The organism is Actinorectispora metalli, from assembly GCF_056323685.1.
The window spans coordinates 1311552-1327298 of the sequence record NZ_JBREYE010000001.1 but is presented as its reverse complement, the minus strand read 5'-3'; the positions used below and the strand labels follow the sequence as shown (position 1 = coordinate 1327298).

14 protein-coding genes and 1 tRNA gene are annotated in these 15747 nt (G+C 68.1%); 5 read left to right on the top strand and 10 right to left on the bottom strand.

Features of this window, described 5'->3' with window-relative positions:
- Nucleotides 1–19 precede the first annotated feature (19 nt).
- From ACU6XJ_RS06035 to ACU6XJ_RS06025, 3 genes are all read left to right on the top strand, one after another.
- Nucleotides 20–2956, top strand: a complete 2937-nt coding sequence (locus tag ACU6XJ_RS06035; RefSeq protein ID WP_476307476.1) for a UPF0182 family protein — start codon at nt 20–22, stop codon at nt 2954–2956.
- Nucleotides 2957–3084: 128 nt separating this feature from the next.
- Nucleotides 3085–3161, top strand: a tRNA-Met gene (locus tag ACU6XJ_RS06030).
- A gap of 533 nt (nt 3162–3694) precedes the next feature.
- The gene (locus tag ACU6XJ_RS06025; protein ID WP_476307474.1) at nt 3695–4471 is read left to right on the top strand and encodes an XRE family transcriptional regulator; all 777 of its coding nucleotides are present in this window, start codon (nt 3695–3697) and stop codon (nt 4469–4471) included.
- A gap of 76 nt (nt 4472–4547) precedes the next feature.
- Here ACU6XJ_RS06025 and ACU6XJ_RS06020 read toward each other — a convergent pair whose 3' ends face one another.
- The 7 genes from ACU6XJ_RS06020 to ACU6XJ_RS05990 all read right to left on the bottom strand — a co-directional run bounded on the left by ACU6XJ_RS06020 (nt 4548) and on the right by ACU6XJ_RS05990 (nt 11244).
- Nucleotides 4548–5225 carry a S1 family peptidase gene (locus tag ACU6XJ_RS06020; RefSeq protein WP_476307472.1) on the bottom strand — a complete coding sequence of 226 codons (678 nt, stop codon included), beginning with the start codon at nt 5223–5225 and terminating at the stop codon, nt 4548–4550.
- A gap of 550 nt (nt 5226–5775) precedes the next feature.
- Entirely contained in the window at nt 5776–6345 is a 570-nt protein-coding gene (locus ACU6XJ_RS06015) for an acyltransferase (RefSeq protein WP_476307470.1), read from the bottom strand.
- Nucleotides 6342–7457, bottom strand: a complete 1116-nt coding sequence (locus ACU6XJ_RS06010) for a DegT/DnrJ/EryC1/StrS family aminotransferase (protein WP_476307468.1) — start codon at nt 7455–7457, stop codon at nt 6342–6344. Before ACU6XJ_RS06010 ends, ACU6XJ_RS06015 begins: the two co-directional genes overlap by 4 nt.
- Before the next feature lies 1 nt (nt 7458).
- On the bottom strand, nt 7459–8142 hold the full coding sequence (locus ACU6XJ_RS06005; RefSeq protein WP_476307465.1) for an acetyltransferase: 684 nt from the start codon (nt 8140–8142) through the stop codon (nt 7459–7461).
- Nucleotides 8139–9278 carry a DegT/DnrJ/EryC1/StrS family aminotransferase gene (locus ACU6XJ_RS06000; protein ID WP_476307463.1) on the bottom strand — a complete coding sequence of 380 codons (1140 nt, stop codon included), beginning with the start codon at nt 9276–9278 and terminating at the stop codon, nt 8139–8141. The genes ACU6XJ_RS06005 and ACU6XJ_RS06000 overlap by 4 nt, the downstream gene beginning before the upstream one ends.
- A complete protein-coding gene (locus ACU6XJ_RS05995; RefSeq protein ID WP_476307461.1) occupies nt 9260–10222 on the bottom strand; it encodes an SDR family NAD(P)-dependent oxidoreductase in 963 nt (320 codons plus the stop codon). The genes ACU6XJ_RS06000 and ACU6XJ_RS05995 overlap by 19 nt, the downstream gene beginning before the upstream one ends.
- On the bottom strand, nt 10222–11244 hold the full coding sequence (locus tag ACU6XJ_RS05990; RefSeq protein WP_476307459.1) for a Gfo/Idh/MocA family protein: 1023 nt from the start codon (nt 11242–11244) through the stop codon (nt 10222–10224). Before ACU6XJ_RS05990 ends, ACU6XJ_RS05995 begins: the two co-directional genes overlap by 1 nt.
- A 155-nt stretch (nt 11245–11399) precedes the next feature.
- Between ACU6XJ_RS05990 and ACU6XJ_RS05985 the strand changes: the two genes are divergently transcribed.
- Nucleotides 11400–12293, top strand: a complete 894-nt coding sequence (locus ACU6XJ_RS05985) for a glycosyltransferase (protein WP_476307456.1) — start codon at nt 11400–11402, stop codon at nt 12291–12293.
- A 48-nt stretch (nt 12294–12341) separates the two neighbouring features.
- Here ACU6XJ_RS05985 and ACU6XJ_RS05980 read toward each other — a convergent pair whose 3' ends face one another.
- Entirely contained in the window at nt 12342–13583 is a 1242-nt protein-coding gene (locus ACU6XJ_RS05980; protein ID WP_476307453.1) for an MATE family efflux transporter, read from the bottom strand.
- A gap of 109 nt (nt 13584–13692) precedes the next feature.
- Between ACU6XJ_RS05980 and lhgO the strand changes: the two genes are divergently transcribed.
- Nucleotides 13693–14883, top strand: coding sequence for an L-2-hydroxyglutarate oxidase (lhgO, locus tag ACU6XJ_RS05975; protein WP_476307450.1), 1191 nt, complete (start codon nt 13693–13695; stop codon nt 14881–14883).
- A 13-nt stretch (nt 14884–14896) separates the two neighbouring features.
- Here lhgO and ACU6XJ_RS05970 read toward each other — a convergent pair whose 3' ends face one another.
- A complete protein-coding gene (locus tag ACU6XJ_RS05970) occupies nt 14897–15367 on the bottom strand; it encodes an SET domain-containing protein (RefSeq protein WP_476307447.1) in 471 nt (156 codons plus the stop codon).
- A 90-nt stretch (nt 15368–15457) separates the two neighbouring features.
- On the bottom strand, nt 15458–15676 hold the full coding sequence (locus ACU6XJ_RS05965; RefSeq protein WP_476307444.1) for a hypothetical protein: 219 nt from the start codon (nt 15674–15676) through the stop codon (nt 15458–15460).
- Nucleotides 15677–15747: the final 71 nt, after the last annotated feature.

The following is a 15747-nucleotide window of genomic DNA, read 5'->3' as shown; positions in this document are numbered from 1 at the left end:
TGGAGCGTGCGCAGTGGCCATGCGGCCCTCGGTCGGACTGCCGAAGCTGTCCCGGAGAAGCCGGTTCCTGCTCGTCATAGGCCTGGTCCTGCTGATCGGCCTGATCGCGGGCAGACGACTGCTCGATACCTATGTCGGCTGGCTGTGGTACGGCGAAGTCGGCTACCGCGACGTGTTCAGCACCCTGGTGCTGACCAGGTTGGTGCTGTTCGTGTCCCTCGGCGTCATCGTCGGCGGACTGTTCGCGGGCAGCCTCGCGCTGGCCTACCGCACCCGCCCGGTGTTCGTTCCCGTGTCGGGACCCGACGATCCGGTCGCGAAATACCGGATCGTGCTGCAGCAGCGCCTGCGGCTGGTCGCCATCGGACTGCCGGTGGCCGTCGGCCTGATCGCGGGCCTGTCCGCGCAGGGGGACTGGCAGCTGGTGCAGCTGTTCCTCAACAGCGTGCCGTTCGGCGCCACCGATCCGGAGTTCAACAACGACATCGGCTACTACGCCTTCCAGCTGCCGTTCTACCGCTGGCTGCTGTCCTGGGGCTTTGTCACGGTGGCGTTGGCGTTCTTCGGCGCGCTGGTCACCCATTACATCTTCGGCGGCATCCGGCTCGCCGGGCGTTCCGGCACGCTATCGGCCCCGGCCCGCATTCAGCTTGCCGTGCTGGCGGGCGTTTTCGTGCTGTTGAAGGCGGTGGCGTACTACTTCGACCGGTACGCGCTGCTGTACTCCACCCGCGGCGTCTCGTTCACCGGTGCCACCTACACCGACCTCAACGCGGTGTTGCCCGCCAAGCTGATCCTGATGTTCATCGCGGTGTTCTGCGCGGTCGCGTTCTTCGCGGGCGCGTTCCTCCGCAACCTCCAGCTGCCCGCCATCGCCACGGTGCTGCTGATCCTGTCCAGCCTGCTGGTCGGCGCGGCGTGGCCCGCGGTCCTGGAGCAGTTCTCGGTCAAGCCGAACGCGCGGGACAAAGAGGCGATGTCCATCCAGCGCAGCATCAACTCGACACGGCAGGCGTACGGGCTGACCGAGGAGAAGGTCAAGTTCGTGCCCTACGAGGGCAAGACCGAGCTCAGCGCGCAGGAGGTCGCCAAGGACATCGGCACCATCCCCAACGTGCGGCTGCTCGACCCCAGCCTGCTGGAGCAGACCTTCACCCAGCTTCAGCAGCGCCGGAACTTCTACGGCTTCCCCGACAAGCTGGACATCGACCGCTACAACGTCAACGGCAAGCTGCAGGACTACATCGTCGCCGCCCGTGAGCTGGACACCAACGGGCTGGCGGAGAACCAGCGGAACTGGATCAACCAGCATCTGGTGTACACGCATGGAAACGGCTTCGTGGCAGCGCCCGCGAACACCGTCAACTCCGCGTTGCGCGACACCGGCGGTGAGGGCGGCTATCCCGCGTTCACGGTGAGCGACCTGTCCACCAAGGGCGCCATCCCGGTCGACCAGCCGCGGATCTACTACGGCGAACTGGCCAGCAGCTACGCCATCGTCGGCGGCGACCCCGGCGAGGCGCCGCGCGAGTACGACAGCGACACGCAGCAGTTCACCTACGACGGCGCAGGCGGTGTGCCCATCGGGTCGTGGTGGAACCGGATGGCCTTCGCCGCCCACCAGGCGGGCGACTGGCGCAGCATCATGTTCTCCAGCGCGATCGGCGAGAATTCGAAGATCATCTACAACCGCGACCCGCGCAACCGCGTCACCGATGTCGCGCCCTGGCTGACCGCGGACGGCGACCCGTACCCGGCGGTCGTCGACGGCCGCATCAAGTGGATCGTGGACGGCTACACCACCCTGGAGCAGTACCCGTACGCGCAGCAGAAGGTGCTCGGCGATGTCACCGCCGACACCCTGCCCGGGGTGGCGCGCCAGCCGGACAAGAAGATCGCCTACATCCGCAACTCGGTGAAGGCCACCGTTGACGCCTACGACGGCACGGTGTCGTTGTACGCCGTCGACGAGTCCGACCCGGTGCTCAAGGCCTGGCGCAACGTCTTCCCCGGCGTGGTCAAGCCCAACAGCGAGGTCAGCGATGCGCTGAAGGCGCACTTCCGGTACCCGGAGGACCTGTTCAAGGTGCAGCGGGACCTGCTCACCCAGTACCACGTGAGCCAGCCCGCGACGTTCTTCGAGACGGTGTCGTTCTGGGACGTGCCCACCGACCCGACCATCGAGGGCTCCACGAGCCAGAACATGCCCGGCAAGAAGCAGCCGCCGTACTACGTGCTGGCGTCCGATCCGGAGACCAAGCAGACCACCTTCCAGCTCACCAGCGCACTGGTCTTCCTCAAACGCGAGTTCATGTCGGCCTATGTGACGGCGAACTCCGATCCGACCAACTACGGCAAGCTGACGGTGCTCCAGTTGCCGAACGAGACCCAGACCAAGGGTCCACAACAGGTGCAGACCCAGTTCCTGTCCTCATCGCAGGTGAGTACGGAGCTGAACCTGTTGCGGCAGCAGCAGACCAACATCCGCTACGGCAACCTGCTGACGCTGCCGATCGGCGGTGGGCTGCTGTATGTGGAGCCGGTCTATATCGAGCGCAGCAACCAGAACTCGTCCTTCCCGCAGCTGGCGAAGGTGCTGGTGAGCTTCGGCGGGCGGGTCGGCTACGCGCCGACACTGGCGGAGGCGTTGGAGCAGGTGTTCGGCGAGGGTGCGGGCGACACATCGACGACCCCGAACCCCGGTGGCACACCGCCCCCGCCGACGAACGGCAACCCGCCACCGACCACCGGTAACCCGCCGCCGCCCGTCACCGGCGCGAGCCCGGAGCTGTCCAAGGCCATCGATGACTTCGGCGCCGCCTACGACCGCCTCCAGGCGGCCTACCGCAGCGGCGACCCGGCGGCGATCGGCCAGGCCCAGAAGGAGATGGCGGAGGCCGCCAAGCGGTTCCAGGAGGCCAAGTCCAAGAGCGCCCCGCCGACAACAGGCGGCTGAGGTAGCCCACGCGTGACAAGACCCCGGCCGGAACTTCCGGCCGGGGTCTCGCATTTCCGCAGTTCACAGCGTTTCGGGACCCCGATTTGCATTACCGGTTCACCCCCGCGTAAAGTATGTCTTGTCAGCGCGGGGTGGAGCAGCTCGGTAGCTCGCTGGGCTCATAACCCAGAGGTCGTAGGTTCGAATCCTACCCCCGCTACCAGGGAAAATCCCCCTCGGAGAATCACTCCGAGGGGGATTTTTCTATGCCCCGTAATCGAATGTGTAGCAAATTGGCGTTTCTCGGACTGCCTTCTTCGGCTCCGCTCCTCCGCGTCGCCATGAATACCGTCGCTGCGTTCAGCCGGGTTTGACTGGCAACGTTGATCTGCGTCACATTCGGGTCAGGCGGTGGGTCGGGACGCCGTCACCTGGAAGGCGGTCCCGGTTCACGACCCGCGGGGTCCATCGCCGGAGTCAGTGCGGCCATCTCACCGTGGCGAGGTCCATATCACAAAAGCGCGTTGAACTGGTGTACTCATGTTCTCATCGCGGTCGCGAGAGCTCGGTCGTAGCCGGTACTCCCTGTCCGGCCGCGGCGCGGAAGGGAGGCGCTGTGTCCCACGCTATTGGCGATTTGGATGGGCTTTCGCCAGCGGATCTTTTTCGAGCGTGTTGCGCGTCGCGATCCAGCGCAGCGGCTTGAGTTTGGAACGGATTCGGCATCGGCTCGTTCAACAGGGCCATCCTGTCAGTGTGGCTACGCTGAGCCTGTGGCAGTCCGGACAGCGGCGGCCGGAGCGACACGGTTCGCTGCTCGCGTTGTCATCGTTGGAGGAAGTGCTCGGCCTGCCGGACGGCTCGTTGCGGGGTGCGCTGGGACCGCGACGGCGGCGGGGCCCCAACAGGCTCGGACAACGCCGATTGCCGGTCGAGGCGGCGTGGCCCCACGACCCTCACGTACGGTCGCTGCTGCGAGAGGTCGACGATGAGGATGGGTTCCTCGTCCGGCTCAGCCAGCATGACGTGATACGGCTCGGGCCCGACGGCCAGGAGCGTTCCCTGCGGGTGCGTCTGGTCCTTCGGGCCACGCGGTCGGGTCTTTCCCGGCTGCCGGTGGCCAGCGTGCTGGATTGGCCCCATCCCACCGGCCCGCGGATTCGCCCCTTGAGCCATTGCTCGGTCCGCTCTTCCGAGTACATTCCGGAAACCGGTTACCTCGTCTCCTCCTTGGGTTTCGACCACAAGCTGGAACGCGGGGAGGTGACCATGATCGAGTACGAATTCCGCTACCCTTCGGATCTTCCCCGATCGACCTACTCGGAGCGCAAACTGCGGTTTCCCGTTCGCGAGTACTTCGCCGAGGTGTGCTTCGACCCCAGGGCTGTCCCGGGTCGATGCACCTGGCGCGTCACCGCCCAACAGGGCGTCGTGCGCGGCGGCGAGCTACGCGTGGACGATGCGGGTTGCGCTCGGCTGGCCATCTCCGACGCCAACCCCGGGCGCTACGCACTGCACTGGGAATGGGAATGACCGAACGCGACACATGGGCCGCGGGAAGCAGTGCTTCCCGCGGCCCAGCTGGTTGGCAACGCGTGCGACGCGGGTGTCAGGCGGCCCCGAGCCCGCTGTTGGACAAGATCCACTGGCGGTAGGTGTAGACGCTGACGTGTCCGGAGGTTCCTGCGGAGGGGTTGCCGTAGGAGTGGACACCGATGAGCTTCTGCCCCTGGAAGACCGGGCCGCCGGAGTCACCGGGACCGGTGTAGCCATCGCCCTTGGTGGCGTCGATGAAGGTGCTTTTCACGCCCGTGATCCGCATACTCGCGACCTTCAGGTAGCGGGAGTCCTTGGTGGACTCGGTGCGCCCGTAGCCGTACACCTGCTCCGTGCTGCCGACGCTGGGCGCTGCGCCGGTCAGCGACGCGTAGGTGGTCGACACCGAGGCGTTGAGCTCGTACAACATGATGTCGGCGGAGGGGTGGGAGATCGACCGGATCGGGGTCCGTGACTGCCCGGCGTTGCGGTCGATGTTGCCGATCAGGAACTTGTTGCCCGCGTTGGCGCAGTGCTTGGCGGTGAGCACCCATCGGGGGGCGATGATCGTGCCGGAGCAGTTCTGCGCTCCATTGACCATGATCGCGACGGCCCAGGGGCCCTGCTGGGCGTAACCGCCGCCGATGATGTAGGACGCATCCTGGGTCGGCGTCGCGGCAGCAGAGCCCGCGGTCGCACACGCCAGACTGGCCGTAATGACACTGCACAGGGTGATGAGGAATTTATTCATTCGCTCGAATTCGCTCCGTAGTCAAAAATATGCAGGGGTGACTAGATGAATCCGAATGGTTTCGGGTTCAACGGATCGCGAAGCCAGGTTGGCGGCAGGTTGCGCCCTCTGTCTCCGCTTTTGTCGCTCGCCGGCGACCTTGGAAATGTAAGAGGCGCTAGTTCGCGGTATCAAGGGCGGGTTTTGTGCAGGCATGAGCGCCAAGGCCTCTACCTGCGGATTCACCCGTCAACCTGTGAAGAGTAAAATTCGACCGCGGGTGTGGGTGGCCGCGATCTTCTTCGCTATTGAGCAGGCATTCCCTCACTGAAGACTGTGAAAACGGGGCCGCCCGCAGCCTCCTTGGGGCGCATCCGCAGACTTGCACGGTTGATCCCGTGCTCGGCGCGTTCGAGGCGAGCCTGGCATATGTGAATTGAGCGGAATGTGCAGTGTCGGATCTTGGCTTTGGACGGTCACCAGAGAAAGCGACAGCCGATCGAGAACGGGTGCCCCGGACGCGATCGAGCCCGCCGAATCCACATCGGACTCAACGGGCTCGATGGTGTTCTCAGGCGTCTACCGGCTCCAGGCCTTCGGTCTCGGAGACCAGGCGGTGTTTGGTGCCGTCCTCCGGGCAGGTGAGGGAGGCGTCCAGGCGGGTGCCGCAGCGGCAGACCCAGCCCTTCTGCACGGCCGGGTTGCCCACCAGGAAGGCGTGGGCGGGCACATCGCGGGTGACCACGGAGCCCGCGCCCGCGAAGGCGTTGCGGCCGATGGTGGTGCCGCAGACCACGACCACGCCCGCGCCGAGGGTGGCGCCCTCGCGTACCAGGGTGGGCAGCAGGGCATCGGCGCCCAGCTTCTGGTGCGCCCGCGGCCGCATGTCGTTGGTGAACACCACGTTGGGCCCGAGGAACACATCGTTCTCGCAGGTCACGCCGTTGTACACCAGCACGTTGTTCTTGACCGTGACGTTGTCGCCCAACACCACGTCGGACTCCACGAACGCGCCGTCGGCGATGTTGCAGTCGCGGCCGATGCGGGCACCCGCCAGCACGTGCGCGAACGCCCACACGCGGGTGCCCTCGCCGACGGTCTCGCTCTCGCACAGCCCCTTGGGGTGCACAAAGGGGCTCATGCCAGCGCCCCGGTGAGGACCTCGACCACCCGCTCCTGCTGCTCTCGGGTGATGCCGGAGAACATCGGCAGGCTGAGGATCTCGCCCTGCACGCGCTCGGCGTTGGGGAACGAGCCCGTGCCGCCCGCGTACTGCTCGAACGGGGCGGTGAGGTGGATCGGGGTGGGGTAGTGGATGGCCGCGCCGACGCCGTTTGCGCGCATCTGCTCGACCACGCGGTCGCGGTCGGCGACGCGGATCACGTAGAGGTGCCAGACGTGCTCGTTGCCGGGCAGCGTGTCCGGCAGCGTCACGCCGTCCACAGTGGACAGCAGCTCGGCGTAGTACGCGGCGGCCGCGCGGCGCTGGTCGTTCCAGGTGTTCAGGCGGCGCAGCTTCGCCGACAGCACGACGGCCTGGAGGGTGTCCAAGCGGCTGTTGAAGCCCAGCTCGCTGTGCACGTAGCGCTGCGCGGAGCCGTGCGCGCCCAGCAGCCGCACCCGCGCCGCCAGGTCGGCGTCGTTCGTGGTCACCGCGCCCGCGTCACCGTAGGCGCCGAGGTTCTTGCCGGGGTAGAAGCTGGTGCCCGCGATGTGCCCGATCGATCCCGACAGCGCACCGTTGCGGCGGGCGCCCTGCGACTGGGCGGCGTCCTCGACCAGGAACACGCCCTGCTCGTCACAGGTCGCCTTGAGCTCCTCGACCGGGGCGATCTGGCCATACAGGTGCACCGGCAGGACAGCCTTGGTGCGCTTGGTGAAGGCGTCCAGCGCGGCCTTGGGGTCGATCAGGAAGCTGTCCGGGTCGCAGTCCACGAACACCGGGGTCGCGCCCGCGCGGGCCACGGCCTCGGCGGTGGCGATGAAGGAGTTGGTGGGCAGCACGCACTCGTCGCCCGGTCCGACACCCACCGCACGCAGCGCGAACTCCAACGCGTCGGTGCCGTTGCCGACCCCGATGCAGTGCTGCACACCGCTGTAGGCGGCGTAGGCGGACTCGAACTCGCCGACGGCGGGGCCGCCGACGAAGGCCGTCTTGGCCAGCACGGCCTCCCAGCCTTCCGCGACCTCCGCCGCGATCTCGGCGTGCTGGATCTTCAGGTCTACCGGCGGAATGGGGGCAGGGGTGCTCATGTCACGTCCTCGCAGTGGTGTTACCGGTCAAATCAAGCGAACGCAGATAGCGGGCGGGGTTGCCGACCCACACCTGTGACGGCGGCACATTGTCGAGTACCACCGAGCCCATGCCGATCAGGGCCCCGTCTCCGATGGACAGTCCTTCGCGGACGAGGGCTCCGCTGCCCAGATAGGCGGTCTGGCCGATGGTGACGTTGCCGGACAGGGCCACCCTGCTGGCGAAGGTCACGTAGTCGGCGATCCGGTCGTCGTGGGTGATCGTGGTGTGCGGCATGACGACCACATGCGCACCGACTTGCTGCGGTGCGGTCACCGCGACGAACGCGAGGAACACCGATCCCACACCGAGTTCGGCACCCGCGGCGATGCCGGCCTGCGGATGCACGATCGTGGCGTAGCGCTCGGCGGGGAGGCCCAACCGCGCGCTGATGAGCTTGCGGCTGGCCTGGTTGCGGGTGCTGGCGGTGCAGATCACCACGGCTGCCTCGGGGTGCTCGGCCACCGCGTCGATGGGGCCGAGCACTGGCAGACCGTCGATGAGCTCACCATGCCGCGCGGGGTTGTCGTCGCAGTAGCCCAGCACGTTCCACCGCGGTTCGACGGCGTTGACGGCGCGGACGGCGGCCAGCACCTCGCGAGCCAGTCCGGCCGCGCCGATCAGCAGCAGTGGGCGGGCAGTCACCGCTGAAGAACCTCGCCGAGCGCCGAGACCACGGTGTCCTGTTCGACCTCGGTCATCTGGTGGAACAGCGGCAGGATCAGCGAACGGCTGGTCAGGTGCTCGGTGACCGGCAGGTCCACCTTCGAATCGGCGTAGGCGGGCTCGAGGTGGGAGGCCATGATGCCGCGGCGGGCGGAGACGCCCTTGGCGGACAGCGCGCTCAGCACATCCACATTGGAACCGCCGAAGTCATCGGGCAGCACCACCCAGAACGACTGGAAGTTGCTGGTGCCGTACTCCGGATCGGCCACCGCGCGCAGGCCTTCGATCTCGCCGAGCAGCTTGTGGTAGCGCTGCGCCAGCTCACGGCGCTTGGTGATCACCTCGGGCAGCTTGCCAAGCTGGATCAGGCCGATGGCGGCCTGCAGGTCGGTCATCCGGAAGTTGAAGCCGACCTCGTCGTAGGACTCCAGCTTCACGCTGCCCGCCGCGTGCCGCTCGGCGGCGGACACGCTCATGCCGTGTTCGCGCAACCGACGCAGCCGGGCAGCCCAGTCGGGGTCGTCGGTGGTCAGCATGCCGCCCTCGCCGGTGGTGAGCAGCTTGCGCGGGTGGAACGACCAGGCCGACAGCGTGGCGCCGGAGCCGACCGGCTTGCCGCGGTAGGTGGAGCCCGCCGCACAGGCGGCGTCCTCGACCAGCGCAAGGCCCTTCGCGGTGCACAGCGTGCGCAGCGACTCCACCTCGAAGGGCATGCCGCCCTGGTGCACGCCGATCACCGCGACGGTGCGCGTGGACAGCACCGGCTCCACGGTGGACGCGGTGAGGTTGCCGGTCAGCGGGTCCACATCGGCGAACACCGGGGTGGCGCCGACGTAGCGGACCGCGTTGGCGGTGGCGATGAAGGAGAACGACGGCACCACGACCTCGTCGCCGGGGCGAACGCCCAGCAGGTGCAGCGCCAGGTGCAGCGCGGTGGTGCAGGAGGACACGGCCACACCGTGCCCGGCGTCCACGTAGGAGGCGAAGGCCTTCTCGAACTCGGCGACGCGCGGGCCCTGCGCGACCCAGCCGGACCGCACGACCTCGGCCGCGGCGTTGGCCTCCTCCTCACCGAGGAACGGGCGGATCACCGGGATCACTTGACCGACCTCCACCACTGCACCAGGTCCGCGAGGCCGTCTTCGAGGCCGATCTTGGGCTCCCAGCCAAGGTCGCGCTTGGCGGCGCTGATGTCGGCGAGCCGCCGGGTCACGCTGTTCACCGAGCGGGCCGGCCCGAACTCCAGCGGAAGCTCGGAGCCCATCACCCGTTGCAGCGCCTCGGCCAGCCCCAGCAGCGAGGTCTCGGTGCCGGAGGCGATGTTGTAGACGGTGTCGGTGACATCGGCCTGCGCCGCCAGGATGTTGGCGCGGGCGATGTCCACCACGTGCACGAAGTCCATGGTTTGCTGCCCGTCGCCGAGGATCAGCGGGGACTGGCCGTCGGCGATGCGCTCCATCCAGCGGATGAGCACCTCGGTGTACTTGCCGTGCGCGTCCATCCGGGGGCCGTAGACGTTGAAGTAGCGCAGCGCGACGTAGTCCAGGTCGTGCATGGCCTTGAAGCTGCGCAGCATGCCCTCGTTGAAGGCCTTCGCCGCACCGTAGAACGTGTCGTTGTTATACGGGTGCTGGCGCTCGGTGGTGGGGAACTCCTCCGCGAGGCCGTACACCGACGCCGATGAGGACAGCACCATCTTGCCGACGCCCTTTTCCACCGCGGCCTCGATGACGTTGAAGGTGCCGTCGACCAGCACCTCCAGCGCGACGCGCGGCTCGGCGGCGCAGCGGGTGATGCGCAGCGCGGCCAGGTGGAACACCACATCGGTGCCCTCGCTGACCTTGTGCATCAACGCGACATCGCGGATGTCGCCTTCCACGATCTCCACGCGGTCGGGCGCTGTCTCCAGCGCCCCGCTCAGGTTCGCCAGCCTGCCGCGGCTGAGGTCGTCGACCACGACGACCTGGCGTGCGCCCGCCTCCAACAGCTGGTCGACAACGTGCGATCCGATGGTTCCGGCTCCGCCGGTGACCACGATCCGCCGGTCGTTGAGCTCCATCAGGCAATCCCCTCGTACTTCACGGGCACGAACGTGCCGCCCGCGGCCAGGCTGGCCGAGGCGGCTTCCAGCTGGCCGAGCACCCGCAGGCCCGCGCGGCCGTCGGTGAGCGGGGCCCGCTTCTCGATAATGGAGGCCGCGAACTCGGCCATCACCGCGCGCAGCGCCTCGCCGCCGGGCAGGGCGGGGGCGACCATGTCGCCGATGCGGTAGGAGACGCGTCGGTCCTCGGTGCTGTCCGGCCAGTCGACCCCGCGGTCGTAGACGGCCAGCTTCTGCGTCGGGTCAAGGTCGTTCCACACCGCGGTGCGCTGCGAGCCGCCGATGATGGTGGTGCGGATCTTGGTCGGCGACAGCCAGTTGACGTGCGCGTGCGCGATGGCGCCGTTGGAGAGTTTGACGGTGAGGTAGGCGACGCAGGCGCGGCCCAGGTTCGCCGGGTCGGAGCCGTGCGCGGCCACCTCGACGGCGTGCACGTCGTCGGGCAGGATCGAGTCGATGATCGACAGGTCGTGCGGGGCGAGGTCCCACAGCACGTCGATGTCGGGCTGGACCAGGCCCAGGTTGATGCGGACCGAGTCGAAGTACTGGATGTCGCCGAGTTCGCCGCCGCGGACCATCTGACGCAGCCGCTGCACGACCGGCGTGTAGCAGAAGGTGTGGTCCAGCATCAGCGTCAGGCCGCGCTCGTCGGCGGCCCTGACCAGGGTGAGGCCGTCCTCGTAGGAGGAGGCCAGCGGCTTCTCGACCAGCACGTGCTTGCCGGCTTCGAGCGCGGCGAGCGCGACCTTGAGGTGGGTGGCGGCGGGGGTGGCGATGGCCACCGCCTCGACCTCGGGGTCGGCGAGCACCTCATCCAGCGAGCCGGTGGCGCGGACGGTGCTGTAGCCGCCGAGCACCTTCTCGGCCTTCGCGACGTCGAGGTCGCACAGCGAGGTCAGCCGCAGTTGCGGAGTCGCCTGGACATTGCGCACCAGATTCGGTCCCCAGTAACCCGCACCGATGACGGCTACCCCAACCATTGACATCCTCTCCCAGAGATCCGTCTGTCTCCCGGGGCCGCCCCGGCCTGATCAGGCCTTCCCGCGCAGGTGGCAGCCGCAGGTCGCCCACAGCATTGCAGACGCGATGGCTGTACTACCCTTCCCCCCGTCCCCGCACCGGTCACGAGGCGGTCATGAGCGTTCATTTCGTCGTCCCCTATTACCTCGACCCCCGCTACCTGTTCGAGTTGATCGACAGCGTGCGCAAGCAGACGAGGGACGAGTGGCGGCTGACCATCGTCGACGACCAGTACCCGGGCACCGCAGCCGAGGACTACATCCGCGAATTGGGCGATGACCGCATCGACTACCAGCGCAACGAGCAGAACCTCGGCGCCACCGGCAACGTCTGCAAGTGCATGCGCCTGGGCAAGCTGGACTACCTGGTCGTCCTGGGCGCCGACGACGCGGTCGAGCCCAACTACGTGGAGGTCGTCACCGAGGCCTTCAAGCGCCACCCCCAGGCGATCATGGTCCACCCCGGGGTCATCGTGGTCGACGGCGACGGGAATCCCACGGACAGCCTCGCCGACAAGGTCAAGCGCCTGGCCCGGCGCTCGGTGTGGCAGCAGCCCGAGGTGGACGGCCCGACCGCGCTGAGCAGCCTGATGAAGGGCAACTGGCTGTACGTGCCCGCCATGGCGTTCAAGACGGAGGTCGTGCCCCGGTCGTTCGCGCAGCTCGGCGAGTTCAAGTCGATCGCGGATCTGGCGTGGGTGGCGGACATGCTGCTGGGCGGCGGCACCTTGGCAATCGACCCGACGCCTGCTTTCCGGTATCGGCGGCACGCGGCGAGCCATTCGTCCACGCACGCGAAAGAGGTCGTGCGCTTCGACGAGGAGCAGCGCTACTACTTCTCGGCGGCCAAGCAGCTGGCTGAGCACGGCTGGCACCGGGCGGCGAGGGCGGCGCGCCTGCACCCGCTGTCGCGCCTGCACGCCGTGCGCTCGGCGCTCGGCGCCTTGGCCTCCCGCGACGTGAAGCTGGCAGGCGCACTCGCAGGCCGCGCCGTCCGGCGCAGCGCCTGATCTCCACGGACTTTCGCGCCCGCCTGCTCTTCAACTCATCGGGAGTCTTTACACCTCTGTAAAGCTCGTGCTCTTCAGAGCGCTGCGCAGACCCAGCAGGACGATCAGCAGGGTGACCGCCGGGCCGATGAGTTGGCCGATCGTGGCCATCAGGATCGCGTCGCCGGGAAGCAGGGCGATTCCTACCGTCAGCGCCGAGCCGACGCCCCAGCCCAGAGTCACCGTGCGGTCATGGTGGAGGGCGACCAAGGCCGGCTGCACCGCGTAGGCCGCGATCATCACCACCGTGCTCACCGCCAGCAGGGTCATGACCAGCAGCCCCAGGTCGGTGCGGGTGTTGAAGAACGTGCGCAGCACCCACGGACCGATTAGTACGAACAGCAGCGCTCCGACCACGCCGACGCCGGTGATGGCGGCCAGCGTGAGACGCACCCTGCGCGCCACGAACGCCAGGTCGCCCCGGGACACGGCCGCGCTCAGCGCGGGCAGCAGCATTGTCTGGACCGGCATGAACAGCAACATCGGGGTCCGGGCCAGCACCACCGCTTGGCCGAACGCGGCGATGAGCGGGGTCTCCACCAGCACCCGGGAGCCGACCACCAGCGGCGCGACGTTCGGCAGCAACTGTGCGAACAGCGTGGCCAATGCCAGCGTCGCCAGGCTCAGGCCCACCGAGCGTTGCGTGGCCGCGGCCTCGGCCAGGTCCGGCGAGACAGGCTCTGCGGGTGCCGAGCGTAGCCAGAACACGCCCGCGAGAGTGGCCAGGACGGTTCCGCCGAGGAACGCCGTGCCGTACAGCCAGGCCGAGTCCAGGCCCGCCAGCGCCACCAGCCCGCACAGCGCGAGCTTCGCGATGCCTTCCACCGCCAAGGTGCCCGCGTAGGCGCCGAACCGCTGCCGACCGCCGAGCATGCCGCGCACCGCGCTCACAGCGGCCGAGATCACCGGCGTGGCCAGCACCAACGCCAACACCGCCCAATCACCGCGGAGTGTGCGGTCGAACATGATCGGAGCCAGCAGGACCAACAGCGCCGTCACGGCTCCGGTGAGGACGAGACCGGCCTTCAGCGGCTTGCGGGCGGCGGAAGCGAGCGACCGTCCTTCGACGGCAGCGGAGCTGACCGAACGACTGGTGACCTGCTCCAACGCGTAGAAGACACCAGGACCAACCACCGCGACGATGAAGTACAGCGTGGTCGCAAGGATCTTCTGGCCCTCGCTGAGGGCGAAGCCCGCCAGCGCGACATAGACATACCCGGCCAGGCCGAACAGTCCCAGGCCGATCATCATCTGGGCCGATGACCCCAGTGCCCGGCGCGTACGGGTAGGTGACGACACGGCCACAACTGTAGGGAACTCCCCGCGGCGCGCTTCGGGCGCGTGCGTAGGGTGGTCGCCCGTGGGACATGTAGTGGTGATCGGTGGCGGCATCGTCGGCCTGGCCTCGGCCTGGGAACTGACCCGGCGCGGGCACCGGGTGACCGTGCTGGAGAAGGAAGGCCACTGGGCGGCGCACCAGACCGGCCACAACAGCAACGTCGTGCACGCGGGCCTCTACTACAAGCCGGGCTCGCTGAAGGCCACCATGTCGGTCGCGGGAAACGACTCCATCGTGCGCTTCGCCAAGGAACACGGCGTCAATGTCGAGGTCTGCGGCAAGCTCGTGGTCGCCACCGCGGAGGAAGAACTGCCCCGCCTGAACGTCCTCGCCGAGCGGGCCAAAGCCAACGGCGTCCCGGCGGCGATGATCTCCGCCGCCGAAGCCCGCGAGTACGAGCCCGAGATCGCCTGCGTCGCCGCGCTGCGGGTGCACAGCACCGGCATCATCGACTTCCCCGGCATCTGTGCCGCCCTGGTCCGCCTGCTCGCCGACAAGGGCGCCGACCTTCGCCTGTCCAGCCCCGCCCTCGGCATCCGCCCCGGCGCGGGCGGGGGAGTGCAGGTCGCCACCGCGAGCGGCATCGTTCGCGCCGACGCCCTGGTCAACTGCGCGGGCCTGCACAGCGACCGGGTCGCCCGGCTGGCGGGCCTCACCCCGTCGGCCACGATCGTGCCGTTCCGCGGCGAGTACTACGAGCTCACCCCGGAGAGCAGGCACCTGGTCCGCGGCCTGATCTATCCCGTGCCGGACCCGACGCTGCCCTTCCTCGGCGTGCATCTCACCCGCATGCTCGACGGCTCTGTCCACGCCGGACCCAACGCCGTGCTGGCGCTGCGCCGCGAGGGCTACCGCTGGTCCCAGATCTCCCCGACCGACCTGGTCGAGGTCGCGAGGTTCCCCGGCACCTGGAAGCTGGCCCGCCGCTTCGGTCGGGTCGGCGTGGACGAGGTCCTGCGCTCGGTGTCCCGCAAGCGCTTCGCCGCCAGCCTCGCCCGCCTGGTCCCCGCTGTCCGCGAGGAACACCTGGTCCGTGCCGAGGCGGGCGTCCGAGCCCAGGCCATGCGCTCCGACGGCGCGCTGGTGGACGACTTTCTCATCGAAATCGCGCCCCGCCAGGTGCACGTGCTCAACGCGCCCTCACCGGCGGCAACCTGCTCGCTGGAGATCGCCAAGCACATCGCCGACCAGGTGGTCGCGCAGCTGGCCTGACGTGGACGAGGCGTCAGACCACGTCGGGCACCTCCGCGTCGGGTGGGGTGGTGGACAGGTAGTTCGCCGTGTAACCCCGCAGCCTCGCGATCTGGGCCGGGGTCAGGTGCCGGTAGCCCAGCGAAGCGCCTCGGCAGTGCCTGCTTCCGCAGCGGCAGTTGAACACCGCGACGCTCACCGCCTCACAGGCGGCGTAGTCGCAGGTGATCTCCTCGCCCACCGCGATCGGCCGGACCGCGACGAAGTCGTAGGCGCCGCCCGCGTTGTCGCGGATGCCGGTGTTGGGCTCGCAGGAGTGGTTGATCAGGATGCCCGGCTCGTCCAACTCCACATGGCGCTGCCAGCCGATCTGCACCGAATGTCGAGTGCGGTGGGGGAGATCGCGCAACACCGTGGTCGCGACCACCAACTCCTCCGGCACGAAGTCTCGCACCGCGAACACTCCACGTCCCTTGCCCGGGGCCTCCCGCACCTCAACATCCATGTATCTCAGAGTAACCGAAAACTACAACGCGTCACACGACAAAAGCCACTGCCGCGGTGAGGCGGCAGTGGCTCGACCTGGACCGTCTGGCTACAGCTTCTCCGCCCAGAGTTCGGCGCAGATAGGCGAGCAGATTCGGCCGTCACCGCTGATGTTGCGGGCCCGCCTCAAGCGTTTGCCACAGATCATGCATTCGTCTGTCTTGTCAGGGTTGGGTTTCGGGATTTTCGAGTCCACCCAGGCCTTTGCCTTCGTGGACGCCTTGGTGGCGAGGTTGCGCTGCTGCTTGCGCAGCCAACTGGTGTGCATGATCGACGACCTCCTGCTGAACTCCCGCTGGGAGACACGGGCAAGGACATGTTCGGCACGGCGAACCGGTT

What these genes read in the sequence shown, in the direction of transcription:
- ACU6XJ_RS05995 (WP_476307461.1), bottom strand. Translation starts at nt 10,222, where the DNA reads ATGGAGCTCAACGACCGGCGGATCGTGGTCACCGGCGGAGCCGGAACC.
- ACU6XJ_RS06015 (WP_476307470.1), bottom strand. Translation starts at nt 6,345, where the DNA reads ATGAGCCCCTTTGTGCACCCCAAGGGGCTGTGCGAGAGCGAGACCGTC.
- ACU6XJ_RS06010 (WP_476307468.1), bottom strand. Translation starts at nt 7,457, where the DNA reads ATGAGCACCCCTGCCCCCATTCCGCCGGTAGACCTGAAGATCCAGCAC.
- ACU6XJ_RS06020 (WP_476307472.1), bottom strand. Translation starts at nt 5,225, where the DNA reads ATGAATAAATTCCTCATCACCCTGTGCAGTGTCATTACGGCCAGTCTG.
- ACU6XJ_RS05985 (WP_476307456.1), top strand. Translation starts at nt 11,400, where the DNA reads ATGAGCGTTCATTTCGTCGTCCCCTATTACCTCGACCCCCGCTACCTG.
- ACU6XJ_RS05970 (WP_476307447.1), bottom strand. Translation starts at nt 15,367, where the DNA reads ATGGATGTTGAGGTGCGGGAGGCCCCGGGCAAGGGACGTGGAGTGTTC.
- ACU6XJ_RS06035 (WP_476307476.1), top strand. Translation starts at nt 20, where the DNA reads ATGCGGCCCTCGGTCGGACTGCCGAAGCTGTCCCGGAGAAGCCGGTTC.
- ACU6XJ_RS05965 (WP_476307444.1), bottom strand. Translation starts at nt 15,676, where the DNA reads ATGCACACCAGTTGGCTGCGCAAGCAGCAGCGCAACCTCGCCACCAAG.
- ACU6XJ_RS05980 (WP_476307453.1), bottom strand. Translation starts at nt 13,583, where the DNA reads ATGATGATCGGCCTGGGACTGTTCGGCCTGGCCGGGTATGTCTATGTC.
- ACU6XJ_RS05990 (WP_476307459.1), bottom strand. Translation starts at nt 11,244, where the DNA reads ATGGTTGGGGTAGCCGTCATCGGTGCGGGTTACTGGGGACCGAATCTG.